Annotated in this window: 9 protein-coding genes and 1 pseudogene; all 10 read right to left on the bottom strand. The window is 70.8% G+C overall.

Going from position 1 to position 15,623, the window contains the following annotated elements; all coding sequences use genetic code 11:
* Window positions 1–21 precede the first annotated feature (21 nt).
* The 10 genes and pseudogenes from M1D56_RS10775 to M1D56_RS10730 all read right to left on the bottom strand — a co-directional run bounded on the left by M1D56_RS10775 (window position 22) and on the right by M1D56_RS10730 (window position 15,590).
* Window positions 22–663 carry a DUF624 domain-containing protein gene (locus tag M1D56_RS10775; RefSeq protein WP_456283574.1) on the bottom strand — a complete coding sequence of 214 codons (642 nt, stop codon included), beginning with the start codon at window positions 661–663 and terminating at the stop codon, window positions 22–24.
* A 2-nt stretch (window positions 664–665) separates the two neighbouring features.
* Window positions 666–1,565, bottom strand: a complete 900-nt coding sequence (locus M1D56_RS10770) for a carbohydrate ABC transporter permease (RefSeq protein ID WP_271172734.1) — start codon at window positions 1,563–1,565, stop codon at window positions 666–668.
* The gene (locus M1D56_RS10765) at window positions 1,562–2,545 is read right to left on the bottom strand and encodes a carbohydrate ABC transporter permease (RefSeq protein WP_421074405.1); all 984 of its coding nucleotides are present in this window, start codon (window positions 2,543–2,545) and stop codon (window positions 1,562–1,564) included. Before M1D56_RS10765 ends, M1D56_RS10770 begins: the two co-directional genes overlap by 4 nt.
* Before the next feature lie 54 nt (window positions 2,546–2,599).
* Window positions 2,600–3,904, bottom strand: coding sequence for an ABC transporter substrate-binding protein (locus M1D56_RS10760; protein WP_456283573.1), 1,305 nt, complete (start codon window positions 3,902–3,904; stop codon window positions 2,600–2,602).
* A 168-nt stretch (window positions 3,905–4,072) separates the two neighbouring features.
* Window positions 4,073–5,350 carry an ABC transporter substrate-binding protein gene (locus M1D56_RS10755; RefSeq protein ID WP_456283572.1) on the bottom strand — a complete coding sequence of 426 codons (1,278 nt, stop codon included), beginning with the start codon at window positions 5,348–5,350 and terminating at the stop codon, window positions 4,073–4,075.
* Window positions 5,351–5,459: 109 nt separating this feature from the next.
* Entirely contained in the window at window positions 5,460–6,386 is a 927-nt protein-coding gene (locus tag M1D56_RS10750) for a DUF6807 domain-containing protein (RefSeq protein WP_456283571.1), read from the bottom strand.
* On the bottom strand, window positions 6,383–7,507 hold the full coding sequence (locus M1D56_RS10745; RefSeq protein WP_456283570.1) for a Gfo/Idh/MocA family protein: 1,125 nt from the start codon (window positions 7,505–7,507) through the stop codon (window positions 6,383–6,385). The genes M1D56_RS10750 and M1D56_RS10745 overlap by 4 nt, the downstream gene beginning before the upstream one ends.
* 97 nt (window positions 7,508–7,604) lie before the next feature.
* Window positions 7,605–9,379 (bottom strand): annotated as a pseudogene (locus M1D56_RS10740) (ABC transporter ATP-binding protein).
* Between the two features lie 77 nt (window positions 9,380–9,456).
* Entirely contained in the window at window positions 9,457–14,454 is a 4,998-nt protein-coding gene (locus tag M1D56_RS10735; RefSeq protein WP_456283569.1) for a rhamnogalacturonan lyase family protein, read from the bottom strand.
* A 131-nt stretch (window positions 14,455–14,585) separates the two neighbouring features.
* A complete protein-coding gene (locus M1D56_RS10730; RefSeq protein WP_456283568.1) occupies window positions 14,586–15,590 on the bottom strand; it encodes a LacI family DNA-binding transcriptional regulator in 1,005 nt (334 codons plus the stop codon).
* Window positions 15,591–15,623: the final 33 nt, after the last annotated feature.

The following is a 15,623-nucleotide window of genomic DNA, read 5'->3' as shown; positions in this document are numbered from 1 at the left end:
CGAATCCGGGGTACGTCGGCGTCAGCGCCGACGGCGGGGGCGCTCGGGGACGGCGACGGCCGCGAGGGCCGCGCACCCGAGTGCGGGGATGAGCAGGGGAGGGAGCATCCAGGTCGCGAGGCCCACGAACGCGGCCGCGACGACGAGGTACAGGAATCCGGGGAGGTCCCGGCCGATCGCCGGCGGCAGCGAGCGGATGGCGCGGAGCCATCCGCTCTCGGGCGACCACGCCGCCGACGCGGTGAGCAGGACCCCCGCGACGGCGGCCGCGAGCAGCCAGCCGAATCCGGCGATCAGCTCGCCGCCGGGCAGCAGCCCGGACGAGGCGAGCAGGATGTCGATCGCGAGCACGCCCGCGATCAGCGCGCACGCGAGGCCGACGACGATCCCGCCGGGCAGCGCCGCGCGGACGTCGCCCCAGAACGCGCGCATCGAGGATCCCTCGGCGCGCGCGTATCGGCGCAGGTGGCGGATGCCCGCCGCGAGCGCGGCGGGCAGGGTGACGACGAGGAGCCCGCAGACGGTCACGAGCACGCCCGTGAGGAGCACCTCGCCGAACAGGGCGAGCGCGCCCGCCGCGCCCGGGTTGCGCCCGGGCTCGTCGTGCGTCGGGCCCGAACCCGATGCCGCCGCGCGGCGGGCGGCGCGCTCGCCTCTGCTCATGGTCAGCCCTTCAGGCCCTGGGTCGCGACGCCGTCGATGAGGAAGCGCTGGAACACGATGAAGAAGAGCATCACCGGCACGAGCGCGACGAGGCTGGCCGTGACGGTCGCGCCGTAGTCCGACGCGGACGTCTGGTCGTTGTAGAGGCGCAGGGCGATCGGGAGCGGATAGTTCTCGGGGCTGTTGAGGTAGAGCAGCGGCCCCATGAAGTCGTTCCACGTCCAGATGAAGGTGAAGATCGCGCAGGTGACGAGGGCGGGCTTGATGAGCGGCAGGATGACCGACCAGAAGATGCGCCCGTGTCCTGCGCCGTCGATGCGCGCCGCCTCGTCCATGTCGCGCGGGATCTGCCGGATGAACTGCACGATGAGGAACACGAAGAACGCCTCGGTCGCGAGGAACTTCGGCAGGATGAGCGGCACGAAGGTGTCGACGAGCTCGAGCTTCTGGAACCAGATGTACTGCGGGATGATCACGACGTGGAACGGCAGCAGGAGCGTGCCGATCATGGCCGAGAAGAGGATCCCAAGGCCCTTGAACTTCACGCGCGCGAACGCGTAGGCCGCGAGGGCGGAGGACAGGACCGTGCCGATCACCGCCGACACCGCGAGGATGAGCGAGTTCGCGAAGAACCGCCACAGCGGGATGCCGGCGATGCCCTCGCCGACCTTGACGTAGTTGTCGAGCGTGGGCGCCCACGGGATGAGGCCGGGGTTCTGGCCGAACTCGCTGTTGGGCTTGAAGGTCGACGCGACCAGCCAGATGAGCGGGTAGATGACGACGAGGGTGATCGCCAGCAGCACGACGAACCAGATGATCGTCTGCCAGCCGCGACGCGTGACGCGCTTGCGGGGCGCGGGGCGCCCGGTGGTGACCAGGTGCGTGGAGACGGTGGAGGTCATCGGTCTTCTCCGGCGTAGTGGACCCAGGACTTCTGGGTGCGGAACAGGATCACGGCGATGACGGCGACGACGAGCATGACGATCCACGCGATGGCCGAGGCGTACCCGAACTGGCCGTCGGTGAAGCCGCGCTTGTAGAGGTAGATCGTGATGTAGTTCGTCATCCCGGCGGGGCCGCCGGTGCCGTTGGAGATGATGTACGCCGATGCGAACACCTGGAACGCTCCGATGAGCTCGAGCAGCAGGTTGAAGAAGATGACGGGCGAGAGCATCGGGACGGTGACGGCCCTGAAGCGGCGCAGCGCCCCCGCGCCGTCCATCTCGGCGGCCTCGTAGAGCTCCTTCGGAACCTGCTTGAGGCCCGCGAGGAAGATCACCATGGTGCCGCCGAACTGCCACACGGCGAGGAGGATCATCATCGGCACGACGAGGTCGACGTTGCCGACCCATCCGCCCAGGTCGATCCCGAAGATCGAGAGGGTCGAGTCGACGGGGCCGTCGGTGTTGAACATCGCGCGCCACACGATCGCGACCGAGACGGAGGCGCCGATGAGCGAGGGGGCGTAGAACGACGAGCGGAAGAACGCCGCGCCGCGGTCGCGGTAGTTCAGCAGCAGGGCGATGCCGAGCGCCGCGGCGAGCTTGATCGGCGTGCCGACCAGCACGTACACGAGCGTGATCGTCGCGGACTGCACGAACTGCGGGTCGTCCGTGAACATGCGCACGTAGTTCTCGAGGCCGATCCACTTCGGGTCGGTGAAGAGGTTGTACGACGTGAACGACAGGTACAGCGAGTAGACCATCGGGCCCAGGGTGAGCCCGAGGAAGCCCACGAGCCAGGGCGCCAGGAAGGCGTAGCCGGCCAGCGTCTCGCGCAGGCCCTTCTTCTTGAGGCCCGGCCGCAGCGGCGGAGCCCCCGCACGCGATCGCCGCCCGCCGCTGTCGGCGGTGACGACCGTTCTCGTCAGGGTGGTGGTCATGATCTCCCGATCGGGTGGGGCGGCCCGGACGCGTGCGTCCGGGCCGCCACGGGGTTACTGGTTGAGGACGACGTCCATCTCGGAGAAGAACTGGTCCACGGCCTCGTCGACCGTGACGGTGCCGAAGTTCAGCTCCGTGCCGAGCTGGCGGAACTTCTCCTCGAGGGTGCCGTAGCCGACGATCGGCACGGGCGGGGCGTCGCCGAGGCGGTCGGCGATCGACGCCTCGTAGTCGGCGACCTTCTGGCTGAACTCGTCGAGCTCGGCGGCCTCGAGGGCCGTCTGCGAGGCGGGCAGGCCGCGGTTCGTGCCGAAGATCTCACCCGACTCCGGGCTGTTCACGAGGAAGTCCACGAGCGTCGCGGCCGCCTCGGGATGGTCGGTGTTCGCCGAGATCGCGTGCAGCATCGACGGCTTGAGGTAGAGGTCCTTCGCGCCCTCCTCGGTCACCGGCGGGGCGACGAGGTCGAGCGTCGAGTACCCCTCGCCGAGGTTGGCGAGGTAGCCCGCGCCGAAGTTGTCCCAGACGAGCTCGCTCGTCGTGAGCGCGGAGTCGAAGCCGCCGAGCGGGGTCAGCTCCTCGACGCGCTGCTGCTCGATGGTCGTGCCGTCCTCGCGGATCTCCGAGCCCTGCTCCAAGAACGCGCGCAGGTCGTCCTCGGTGAAGTTCGCCTCGCCGTCCTCCGTGAAGAGGTCCTCGCCCTGTGCGCGCATCTGCAGCTCGAAGTTCTGGATGCGGCCGGTCCAGTCGCCGCCGCCCCACGCCTCGATGCCCTTGGCCTCCGCGGCGTCGGTGACCTCGGCCATCCACGCGTTGTAGTCCTCCCAGGTGCCGCCGGCGAAGCCCTCGACGCCGATCTCCTCGAGGAGGGTCGGGTTGAGGAACATCGCCCACGCGTTCGTCGAGGTCGTGATGCCGTAGTTGCCGTCGCCGACCTGGCCGATCGCGAGGATCTCCTCCGAGAGCGCGGAGTCGTCGATGATGTCGCCGACGTACGGCGTGAGGTCGAGCAGCAGGCCGTTCTCGGAGTACTGGCGCAGGTACGAGTAGTCGAACTGCATGACGTCGGGCAGGCCGCCGCCGGCCGCCTCGGTCTGCCGCTTCTCCCAGAAGGCGGGGAAGTCGAGGAACGAGCTCTGGATGGTGATGTTGGGGTATTCCTCGTTGAAGGCGGCGAACGCCTCCTCGTAGAGCGCCGCGCGGACGTCGTTGCCCCAGAACGCGAAGGTCAGGGTGACCTCCTCGTTGGGGTCGACGGTCTCGACGGCCTCGGGGGAGCCGCCGGAGCAGCCGGCGAGTGTCAGGCCGCCGATCGCGACGAGGGCCGCCGTCGCGGCCAGCCTCTTGGTGGGGAACATCTTTGTCCTCTCAGAACGACATCGTCCATGCCCGGAGCGGGCGGGCGCCATGGGGTGGAAAGCGCTTGCCCGAGACTCTAGCGCGCGTAAAAACGTTTCACAAGGGGGAGGCCCCTTCCCGCCCGTGTCGTGGCCGTACCGTGACAAAGGGCGGGAAGGGCGGGCGGATCAGCCGAGGATGACCTTCGCCTCGGAGAAGAACTGCGACACGGCGTCGTCCACCGAGACGGTGCCGAGGCCGAGCTCCTTGCCGAGATCCCAGAACTTCTGCTCGAGCGAGCCGTAGCCCACGACGGGCGCGGGCGGAGCGTCGCCGATGCGCTCCTCGACCGACGCGAGGAAGTCCGCCACCTGCTTGTCGGGGCCCTCGAGGGTCGCGCCCTCGAGCTTCGTCTCCGACGCGGGGAAGCCGAGCGACGTGCCGAAGATCTCGCCGGCCTCGGGGCTGTTCACGACGAAGTCGAGGAAGATCGCGGCGGCCTCGGGGTGCTCGCTCTTCGCCGACACGGCCATCTGCAGCCCGGCCTGCCGATAGAGGTCCTGTGCGTCCTCCTCGGCGGTGGGCGGCGCGACCATCGAGATGCTCGATGCGCCGGAGTCCGCGAGATAGGCCGCGACGAAGTTGCTCCAGCTCGCCTCGCTCGCCGTGACGTTCGCCCCGAAGCCCGAGACCGGGCTCAGCTCCTCGAGCTTCTGCTGGGGCACGACGACGCCGTCGCGGTCGGCGGCGCCGCTCTCCCAGAAGGCGCGGAGGTCGTCCTCGTCGAACCCGAGCTCGCCGTCCTCGGTGAAGAGGTTGCCGCCCTGCGCGCGCAGCACGTTCTCGAAGTTCTGGATGCGCTGCGTGTAGTCCGTGCCGCCGTACACGGCGCCGCCGGTCGCCTCGGTGACCTCGGCCATCCACGCCGAGTAGTCCTCGAAGCTCGTGCCGCCCGGGTAGGGCTCGATCCCGTGCTCGGCGAGGATGTCGTCGTTGAGGAAGACGGCCCACGTGCTGTAGCCGAGCGGGAGCGAGTACTGCGCGCCGTCGAGCTGGCCGGTCGCGAGCAGGCCCTCGTCGATCGCCGCGGTGTCCACGTACTCCGCGCACTCGCTGAGGTCGGCGAGCATGCCGTTCTGCGCGTACTGACGCAGGTACGTGTCGGAGAACTGCCACACGTCGGGGAGGCCGCCGCCGGCGGCCTCGGTCTGGCGCTTCTCCCAGTACGACGGGAAGTCGGTGAACGACCCGTTGACGGTGATGTTCGGGTGCTCCTCGTTGAATGCCTCGATGAGCTTCTCGTACCGCTGCGCGCGGTCGTCGTTGCCCCACCACGTGAAGGTCAGCTCGACCTTCTCGTCCGGGTCGTACTCGGTCGAGCCGGAGCCCGAGCTCGCGCATCCCGCCAGGGTGAGGGATCCGATCGCCGCCGTGACCGCGGCCACGCGGATGAGCCGTCGCTTCATCGCTGCTCTCCTGTCTGCTTCTTCGCTGTGTGAAGGCGCGCTTCCCACGTTGGAAAGCGCTTCCCATCGGGCACGCTAGTGCAGTCAGAAACGTTTTACAAGCCGGATGTCACGGCGCGAGCTCACGGGCGAGCGCCGCGACCTCGTCGGGCTCCCAGACGCGGTCGAGGAACGCGAGACGGTGCGCGAGCGCGAGCTCCGCACCCGGCGCGAGCACCACGGTCTCGGCGAAGGTCGGCGACGGCGCGAGCACGGGGAACGGCTCTGCGCGCACGAACCAGCGGATGGCCGGCGAGCCGCTCGAGCGCCCGGCGAACGCGAGCACGGTCCCGCCCCCGTCGATCTCGTCGTGCAGGCCCGAGAACGCCAGCCACGGCGCCTCCGATCCCATCAGCTCATCGGCCTCGGCGCCCGCACGGGCGGCGGCGACGCCGCTGACGTCGGGTGCGACGACCGTGCCGCCCGTGAAGGAGCGCGTCAGGCGCAGGAACAGGCCAGAGTAGCCCGCGTTCTCTCGGCCGTTCGTCGTCGGGCTCCCGAGCACGAGCTCGCGCTGGCTCGTGTTCCGCAGCGTCGACGCGATGTCGAGCGCCCAGAGCCCGCGCGAGGGGTCGAGGGTGTGGAATCGGTGCTCGCGCGCCTCGCTCAGCCACGCGTCGCCCGAAGCCGTGATCCACGTGAGGTCCTCGCGGATGACCGCGGCCGGGCCATCCGAGAGCGCCCGGAAGCGGTCGTGGCGGATGCGCCCCACGTTGTCGAGCGGGATGTAGCCGCGTCCGTGCACGTAGGTGTTGCCGCCCCAGAAGTTCTGGCCCGAGACATCGGTGAGGGTCATCTGCAGGCCCTTGTGCCAGCGGTGGTCCCAGGGGCGGAAGCCCGTGAGCGGCGCCCCCGAGAGGGCCCGGATCGGATGGAGGTAGGGCTTCGGGCCCTCGAATGCCGGGGCGTCCTCGGCGAAGACATATCGTGCGACCTCCATCCCGCCCGCGCGGACGACGATCGAGGCCTCCTCCTCGTGCAGGGCGAAGCCGGTCATGCGCGCGCCGATCGGATGGTGCCGGCATGGATCCGCGCGGTCGCCCCGACGGGATCGCCGCCGGGCATCGACGCGTAGAACGGGTCGGCGGGGGAGAGCTCGTCGCGCGCGACCGCCCGCCCGGTCAGGGCGGACTTGTACATGCCCGCCGCGAGCTCCATCACGCGCCGACCGTCCGCGCCGCTCACGCGGGGCCGCTCGCCGCGCTCCATGCTGTCGACGAACTGCGTGAACTGCGGCACGTGGGTCGAGCTCGGCACATCGTCCGTCGGCGCCCAGGCCGCCGCCGTCTCGGGGGCGACGTGCGGCGCGGGCGTCCACGTCCAGTGCGCGTTGCCGTAGCCGTAGAGATGCTCGACCTCGACGGTCGCGTGCTCGAAGTCGATGCGCACCTGGCTCGTCTCGCGCGGCGACAGGAGGCTGTTCGTGATCGAGCAGAGGGCGCCCGACGCGAAGCGCACGACGGCGAACGAGACGTCCTCGGTCTCGGTCTCGCGCGCGAGCGTCGACATGACGGCCGTGACGTCGGTCCATTCGCCCAGGAGCGACAGGAGCATGTCCATCTGGTGGATGCCGTGGCCCATGGTCGGGCCGCCGCCCTCGGTCGCCCACTTCGCGCGCCACGGCACGGCGAAGTACGACGGATCGCGGTACCAGAGCGTGTCGCACTTCGCGACGAGCGGCCGGCCGAGCGCGCCCTCGGCGATGAGCGTGCGGAGTCGCTCGGCCGCCGAGCCGAACCGGTGCTGGAAGATGTAGGCGGCGTAGGGGCCGTTCTCGCCCTCGTGCGCCATGATCTCGTCGTAGTCGGCGAGCGAGAGGGTCGGCGGCTTCTCCGACAGGACCCACGCGCCGGCGTCGAGAGCGGCGATCGCGGCCTCCTTGTGGGCGATCGGCGGCGTCGCGAGGGTGACGAGGTCGGGGCGCTCGCGCTCGAGCAGCTCGGCGACGTCGGTGTACCAGTTCGCGGCGCCGAACTCGGCCGCGGCCGACGCCGCGGACTCGGCGCTGAGATCGGCGACCGCGACGACCTCGACGCGATCGCCGAGCGCGCGCAGACTCGGCAGGTGCTGCACGCGGGAGATCGCTCCCGTTCCGATGACGGCGACGCGGATGGCCATGGTGCTGCTCCTTCGCATAGGGCGCCCGGTGGGAAAGCGCTTGCCGACAGGGTATCGCGATTCGGCCGCGCGAGCGAGCCGAGGCGCCGCTCGCGGGTCAGAGCGCCTGGGTCAGGTGGAGCCGTGCGTAGCGGCCGTCGCGCGCGAGGAGCTCATCGTGCGCGCCCTGCTCGACGATCCTGCCCTGCTCGAGGACGACGATGCGGTCGGCGCTGCGGACCGTCGACAGCCGGTGCGCGACGACGAGCGTCGTCCGCCCCGACATGAGGCGATCGAGCGCCTCCTTGACGAGTCGCTCCGACTCGGGGTCGAGGGCGCTCGTGGCCTCGTCGAGCAGGAGGATGCGCGGGTCGCGCACGAGCGCGCGGGCGATCGCGATCCGCTGGCGCTGCCCGCCCGACAGGCGCGCGCCGCGCTCGCCGACGATCGTGTGCCATCCGTCGGGCAGCGCGTCGACGAAGTCGAGCGCGTTCGCGTCGCGCAGGGCCGCGCGGATGCGCTCGTCGTCGGCGTGCTCCAGCCCGTACGCGACGTTGTCCCGGATGGTGCCCTCGAACAGCACGGACTCCTGCGGCACGACCGACACGTGACGGCGGGCGGTCCGCAGGTCGAGCTCGCGCGTGTCGGCCCCGTCGAGCAGGATGCGACCGCCCGTGGGGCGCACGAAGCCGAGCACGAGGTTGAGCATGGTCGACTTGCCCGAGCCGGACGACCCCACGAAGGCGACGGTCTCGCCGGGGCGGATGTCGAGCGAGACGTCGCGGATCGCGTCGACGTCGGCGTCCGGATAGCGGTGCGTCACGTTCTCGAGCGCGATCGCGCCGACGACGGCATCGACACGACGCCGGCCCTCGTTGACCTCGATGTCGGGCTCCTCGAGCACCTCGGCGATCGAGCGCAGCGACTCCATCCCGCGCGCGGCGACGGGGAGGAGGAGCAGCAGCTGCGTCATCCCCTGCGTGAGGAGCGCGAAGTACGACGACAGCATGACGACCTCGCCCGGCGTGATCGGGACGATGCCCGTCAGCGCGACACCGCGGCGAGGACGAGGCACGCGGCGCCGAGGAGCTGCATCGCCACCCACGACATCGACGCGATGCGCCCGTTGAGCAGGTCGAGCACGAAGCCCGCGCGCCGCACCTCGTCGGCGCCTGCGGCCACGCGCGTGACGGCCGTCTGCTCGAGCCCGTGCGCGCGGGTGATCGGGATGAGCGAGGCCATCTCGCCGACGCGCGCCGAGAAGCCCTCGACCTCGCGCCGGAAGCGCTCGTTGCTCGCGCGCGAGCGGCGGGAGGTGCCCCAGCGGATGAGCACGGCGAGCGGAACGGCGAGGAGGTAGATCGGCAGGAACTGCGGCACGACGAACGCGGTCATCGTCACGGCGCCGAGGAGGACCATCGCGGCCGACAGCAGCGGGTGCATGACCTGCTGCAGCATGACCTCGATGTTCTCGACGTCGCGGACGACCTTGGTCTGCACGACCGACGCGCTCTGGCGCGTGTGGAAGCCGATCGACAGGTTCTGCAGCCGCTGCGCGAGCGCGTTGCGCAGCTCGGCCCCGGTGTCGCGCACGACCGTCATGAACATCCGCGTGTACACGATGTGGTTCGGGTAGTTCTGCAGCAGCAGGAGCGCCGCGACCGCGAACCAGCCGAGCACGTGGATGACCTCGCCGTCCGACGCGACGATGTCGACGGTGGCGGCCGTGACGACCGGGAGCGCCCACAGGGGGATCTCCTTGAGCGCGAACGCGCCGACGGCCACGGCCATCCGCCCCTTCCGCCGCAGCAGCAGGCGGACGACCGAGCGGGCGGGGTGCGATCCGTCGATGCGGACGGGCCGGGGAAGCGTTTTCTCGGTCACGTCAGCCATGCTACGGCCGTCGTGGGCCATCCGGCCTCGCCGAAGGAACGCCCGGTCGCCGCACTTCGCGGCGACCGGGCGCCGGATCACTTCACGGTCACCCGGATCTCCCTCGTCTCGGTCTCGCCCGCGGCGTTCGCGAGCACGGCGCGGTACACGTGCTCGCCCGCGGCTCGGCCGGTCAGGAGCGTCGACGCGGTCTGGGCCTCCGGCGTCGCCGCCGTGAGCTCCTGCTCGTCGACGAGCTGCCCGTCCTCGTACAGGCGGTACGACGTCGCGTTCGTGCCCCACCAGAGGTTCGCGGTGACGGTGTAGTCGCCGTCGCGGTCGTGGTTGTCGTGCGACAGCACGGCCGTGCCGGGGTTCGCGTCGACGACCTTCACGGTGACCGGCTTGCACGGGGTCGTGCCGTGCTGGTTCACGAGCTCGCACGTGTACTCGTACGTGCCGTTCACGCGGCCCGTCACGTCGAACGAGAACTCCTGCGCGTCGGGAGTGCGGTCGGCGAGGTGCGCCTCCGTGAGGAGCTCGCCGTTCTCGAACAGGCGGATGGTGTGCGCGTTCTGGCCGTGCCACAGGTTCATCGTGACGGTGTAGTCGCCGTCCTTCAGACCGTAGGCCCATCCGCTCGTCGTCGAGAGCACGCCCTTCGCGGGCGCCGCCGTCGCCGGCCCGGGCACGACCTCGGCCGGTGCGGCGTCGGTCGTGTAGGCCAGGCGGGGAGCGGCCGGCGTCTCCATGCCCTCGCCGAGGTAGTAGCTCGTGTGCGGCGGCTGGTTGTATCCGGTGAGCTGCCACGCGACGGCGAGGCGGTACTGCGCGTCCGACATCAGGGTGCGGAGGCGGTGCTCCGTGACGTCCGTCGTCGTGAAGATGCGCAGCGCCGTCGAGTCGGTCGTGCGGTACACGAGCTCCTCGCGCCAGTCGCCGAACAGGTCGGCCTGGAGAGCGGGGTTGCCCTTCGTGTCGTTGTTCGTCAGGACGCCCTCCGGCTCGAAGATCGGCACCTCGACGCCGTTCTCGTAGTCCCACTTCGACACGACGGGCGAGCCCAGGCGCGTCGTCGTGTCGAACGCGTGGTCGACGATCTCGCTGAGGAGGTCGCCGTCCCACTGGGCGACGAAGTTGGCGGCGGGGATGGCCGTGGAGATCTCCTCGCCCGACACGTTGCGCAGGGTGCCCACCCGGGAGTCCCACGCCACCGTGCCGCCGATGTTCCAGCCCTCGGCGCCGTCGTAGCGCGGATCGATGTCGGCCATCGCGCCGCGGCCGGTGTCCTTCGTCGCGGGGACCGACCACAGCACCTCGCCGGTCGCCGCGTCGCGGTAGGTCGCGCCCATGCTGCCGGACCGGCCCATGTCCTCGTGCACGGCGTAGACCTCGAGGCCCGGGCGCGCCGGGTCGAAGTCGCTCACGTGCTCGGCATCGCCGTGGCCGAGACCCGTGGAGTACAGGCCCGTTCCGTCGTCGTCGATCGTCGCCGATCCGAAGACGATCTCGTCCTTCCCGTCGGCGTCGACGTCGGCGGAGATCATGGCGTGGTTGCCCTGACCCGCGTAGTCGCCGTTGCCCTTCGTCGAGGAGTCGAACACCCAGCGCTGGCTGAGGCTCTCGCCGTCGAAGTCGAACGCGGCGATCACCGCGCGCGTGTAGTAGCCGCGCGAGAACACGACGCTCGGGTGCTCGCCGTCGAGGTACGCCACGGTCGCGAGGAAGCGATCGACGCGGTTGCCGTAGCTGTCGCCCCACGACGCGACGTCGCCGCGGCCGGGCACGTAGTCGATCGTGTCGATCGCGCGGCCCGTCGTGCCCTCGAACACCGTGAGGTACTCGGGTCCGGTGAGGATGTAGCCCGACGAGTTGCGCCAGTCCTTGCTGCCGTCGCCGATCACGGTGCCCTGGCCGTCCTCGGTGCCGTCGGCGGTCTTCACGACCACCTCCGCGCGGCCGTCGGAGTTCAGGTCGTAGACCATCGGCTGCGAGTAGTGCGCTCCCGCTCGGATGTTGATGCCGAGGTCGATGCGCCACAGCTGCGTGCCGTCGAGCTCGTACGCGTCGAGGTAGACGTTGCCCGTGTAGCCGGCCTTCGAGTTGTCCTGCGAGTTCGTCGGATCCCACTTGACGACGTACTCGAGCTGGCCGTCGCCATCCAGGTCCGCGACCGACGTGTCGTTGGCGCGGTAGGAATACGGCTGCCCGTCCTTCGAGTACGCGTCGGCCGGCTTGTTCAGGGGGATGTCGAGCGACTGCCCGTCCTCCCACGGCCGGAACTCCTCGGTCGCCCAGAACGACACCCCGTCCTCGACGATCGCGATGCGGTACGTCGAGTCGGCCGAGCCCGCCGCATCGAGGTAGTTCGTCGTGTCGACGATCGGCTCCTCGGTGATGCGCTCGCCGTCGCGGTAGACGTGGAACGCGGCATCCTGCGCATCGTCGCCCAGCAGGCGCCATCCGACGTAGACGCCCTGCTCCTGCGCGACGGCCACGGGGGCGCGATCGAGCCGCTCGGCGGCCCGATCGAGCGTCGTGACCGCGGGCGTGGTAACGGGCTCCGAGGGCTCGGACGCCCCGCCCGCGTTCACGGCCTGCACGCGGTAGGTGTACGCGATCGTCGTGAGGACGTCCTCGTCGACGTACGCGGGCTCATCCGCCCGCGCGATGACCTGCCACTCGCCCTTCTTGTCCTGACGGCTGACGAGATAGAACAGCGCGCCGTCGGACGCGTCCCACGAGAGCGCCACGGAGTTCTTGAGCACGTCGCCGTAGGCGAGGCCCGTGGGCGCCGCGGGGACCGCGACATCCGGGTCGATGACCTCGACCTCGACGCCGACCGAGGGCACCGACTCGTCGCCCCGCGCGGTCACGGTGGTGACGGCGTAGGTCGCGGTCTGGCCGGGCTGCGCCGTCTCGTCGACGAAGGAGGTGCCCTCCGTCTCGCCGACGAGGACGGTGCCGTCATCGGTCGTCCGGTACAGCCGGTAGGCCGCAGCCTCGGGCGCGGCATCCCAGGACAGCGCGGCCGTCGCGGACGCGCCGTCGAATGCGAGGTCGTCGAGCCGGATGGCCGCGGGCGCGACGAGGATGGGCGTGAGCGTGAGGCCGTTGAGGTGGCCGGTCGCTCCCGAGATCACGGTGCTGAGCTGCCCGTCGCTCACCGTGATGCCGTCGATCGCCTTCGTCGTGCTGCCGCGGCTGACCGAGAGGCCGCCCTCGTCGCTGCCCTCGATCTCGACGTTCGTGCGGACGGTGCCGAGCAGGTCGCCGACCGTGACGCTCGCCGAGTACTCGCCGTTGGGCACGTCGACGGCGAACTCGTAGCTGCCGTTGAAGTACGCGACGAAGTCGCGCGCGACGTCGTCGCCGGCCGATGCGCCGCGGTCGCGGTCGATCATCCCCGTCGGGTCGACGATGCCGTAGCCCCGCTCCGCCGAGTAGACCGTGGAGCGGTTGACCTCCGTGTAGCCCGCGCCGACCGGGGCGCCGGCCGGCTGGAAGTCGTAGCGGTACGCCGCGGCGCGGGTGGTCGCGGTCACGATGTCGCTCGACGGACCCTCGCCGAGTCCGTTGACGGCGCTCACGCGGAAGTCGTACGCGCCGCCCTCCGCGAGCGAGCCGATGCTCTTCTGCGGCACAGTGGATGTCGCCGCGAGGGTGAACGCGTCGGCTCCGGCCTCGCTGCGGTAGATCCGGTAGATGTCGGCGCCCGCGGTCTCGTCCCATTCGAGCGACACCGAGGTGCTGGAGGTTCCGGCCACGGCGAGACCCGTGACCGCAGCGGGGAGCTCGGAGGGCGAGGTGACCTCGACCGCCTCCGAGATGGGCAGGCCGAGCTCGGCCACGCCCTGCGCGACGAGGCGCGCCATCTGGATCGCGCCGTACTCCTGGAAGTGCGTGTTGTCCTGCACGCCGTTCGGGCGGTTCGGGTACACCCCGGGGTCGGCGTAGAGGAAGACCGACTTCGCGGCCTCGGCGCCGATCGCGTCGAGGTAGGCGCGGCTCGAGGCGGAGAGATCGACCAGCGGGACGTCGAGCTCTGCGGCGACGGCCTTCATGACCGCGACGTACTCGGGGAAGCTCTCGTTGAAGAGCCCCGTCTCGCTGTCGACGTCGAGCCGGTTCACCGGGGTCACGAGCACCGGGATGCCCCCGCGCTGGCGAGTGCCCTCGACGTAGATGCGGAGGTAGTCGTCGAACTGGTCCGGCGGCGTGTACCGCTCGGGCACGGACGCGGTCGCGTCGTTGTGGCCGAACTGCACGAAGACGTAGTCGTCGGGCCGCACGACGCGGAGGATCTCGTCCAGGCGGCCCTGCTGCACGAACGACCGCGACGAGCGGCCTCCGATCGAGCGGTTGTCCACGGCGACGGCGTCGGTGAGGAACTGGTCGATCATCTGACCCCAGCCGGCCTGCGGCTCCCAGTACGGGTCGTACGTCTGCACGGTGGAGTCGCCGGTGAGGTACGCGGTGGGCGTCGCCGCGGCCTCGCGCGGAGCCTGCGGCGTGATGACGATCGCGTTGATGTTGGCGGCCGCGCCCGTGAAGTCGAACGACAGCTGCCCGTCGACGAGGGCGATGTCGTAGTTCATCTCGAGGAAGGCGCCCGCGGCCTTCGAGGTCGTCTGGACCTTCTGGATCTGCTCGCTCGCGATCGCGATCTCGGTCGTGCCGCCGGTGTCGCCGGCGACGATCGAGACGGTGTAGTCGACGTTCGCGAGATCGACGACGAAGCTCGAGCCGCTCACTGTCGCGAAGTCGCCCTTCAGAGGGTCGCCGCCGCGGTCGGTCTCGGTCACCGTCGCGCCCGGGGCGAAGCCGAAGCCCGCCTCGGGGGAGTACGCCGAGCCCGCCGTGACCTGCGTGTAGCCGTCGGCCACGGCGCCGGGGCCGAAGTCGAATCGCACGGGCTGGCCGGCCGCCGCCGTGTCGGCCGGTGTCGTCGCGGCGTGCGCGGCGCTCGCGCCGCCGATGCATCCGAAGGCGACGGCAGCCGCCGTCGCGATCGCGAGGCCGCGCAGCGCGCGCGGCCCCCGGCCATCCGTCGGTTCGCAGGCGGGCTCGCCAGCGCGCAGGGTTCTGCCCTTCACATCAACTCCGATCGTGGGGGACGTCGTGCTTCATCGCACGGAAACGTTTCAGGAAAGCGCTTCCCGGGCACCATAGCGTCGGCGACGGCGACCGTCAAGACAGGACATGAAACGTTTTGACGCGCGGGGAGTCAGGCGCGCGTCGACGCCCGGACGACGAGCTCGGGCGCGAACACCTCGGTCGGCGCTGCGGCGGGCGCCGCGCCGCGCACGGCATCGACGAGCATCTCCGCGGCGCGGCGCCCCATCGCGCGCGCAGGCTGCCGCACCGACGTGATCGGCACGGCCGCGATCGAGGCGAAGGGGATGTCGTCGTAGCCGACGATGGCGATCTCGCCGGGAACGCGGATGCCCGCGGAGACGAGCGCATGGACGATCCCGCACGCGAGCTGGTCGTTGGCGGCGAACACCGCGTCGGGGCGCTCGGCCGCGGGCAGCGCGGCGATGCGCTCGCCGATCTCGGCGCCCACTCGCGGAGTCGTGCGCCCGCTGAGCGTCACGTCGAGGGAGAGGCCCGCGTCCTGCGCCGCCGCGGCGGCTCCGCGCAGGCGGTCGCGCGTCTGGCGGACCTCCTCGCGCGCGCCCACGAACGCGATCCGCCGCCGGCCGAGCTCGATGAGGTGCTGCACGGCCATCCGCCCGCCCAGCACGTTGTCGAGCGAGACGGAGGGCGTGAGCCCCTTCTCGTCGACGCCGTCCACGAGCGCGACCGGGATCTGCTGCGCGCGCAGGCGCTCGAGCGCGGGCCCGACGTCTCCGAACGGCGAGATGAGCATGCCCTCCACGTGCGCCTGCTCGAACAGCTCGAGATAGCTGCTCTCGCGCTGGGCGCTGTCGTCGCTGTTGCCGAGCATGACCTGGTAGCCCGCGGCCGACGTCGCCTCCTCGGCGCCCTCGAGCATCTCGGCGAAGAAGGGGTTGCCGATGCTGATGACGGTCATGCCGATGAGTCCGCTGCGCCCCGCGCGGAGCTGCTGCGCCGCACGCAGCGGCACGTACCCGAGCTGGTCGACGGCGGCGTGCACGCGCGTGCGCACGTGATCGCTCACAGCCTCCGGCCGGTTGAGGGCGTTCGAGACCGAGCTGATCGAGACGCCGGCGAGGACGGCGACGTCGCGGATGCCCACCCGCTTCATCCGACCCCCGTCCCGCCGTCCTCTGCGACGGCT

The organism is Microbacterium sp. JZ101, assembly GCF_053903175.1.
This window is presented reverse-complemented; position numbering and strand designations above follow the sequence as displayed.

Coding starts and splice junctions, on each gene's coding strand:
- M1D56_RS10775 (WP_456283574.1), bottom strand. CDS start 663: ATGAGCAGAGGCGAGCGCGCCGCCCGCCGCGCGGCGGCATCGGGTTCG.
- M1D56_RS10770 (WP_271172734.1), bottom strand. CDS start 1,565: ATGACCTCCACCGTCTCCACGCACCTGGTCACCACCGGGCGCCCCGCG.
- M1D56_RS10765 (WP_421074405.1), bottom strand. CDS start 2,545: ATGACCACCACCCTGACGAGAACGGTCGTCACCGCCGACAGCGGCGGG.
- M1D56_RS10760 (WP_456283573.1), bottom strand. CDS start 3,904: ATGTTCCCCACCAAGAGGCTGGCCGCGACGGCGGCCCTCGTCGCGATC.
- M1D56_RS10755 (WP_456283572.1), bottom strand. CDS start 5,350: ATGAAGCGACGGCTCATCCGCGTGGCCGCGGTCACGGCGGCGATCGGA.
- M1D56_RS10750 (WP_456283571.1), bottom strand. CDS start 6,386: ATGACCGGCTTCGCCCTGCACGAGGAGGAGGCCTCGATCGTCGTCCGC.
- M1D56_RS10745 (WP_456283570.1), bottom strand. CDS start 7,507: ATGGCCATCCGCGTCGCCGTCATCGGAACGGGAGCGATCTCCCGCGTG.
- M1D56_RS10730 (WP_456283568.1), bottom strand. CDS start 15,590: ATGAAGCGGGTGGGCATCCGCGACGTCGCCGTCCTCGCCGGCGTCTCG.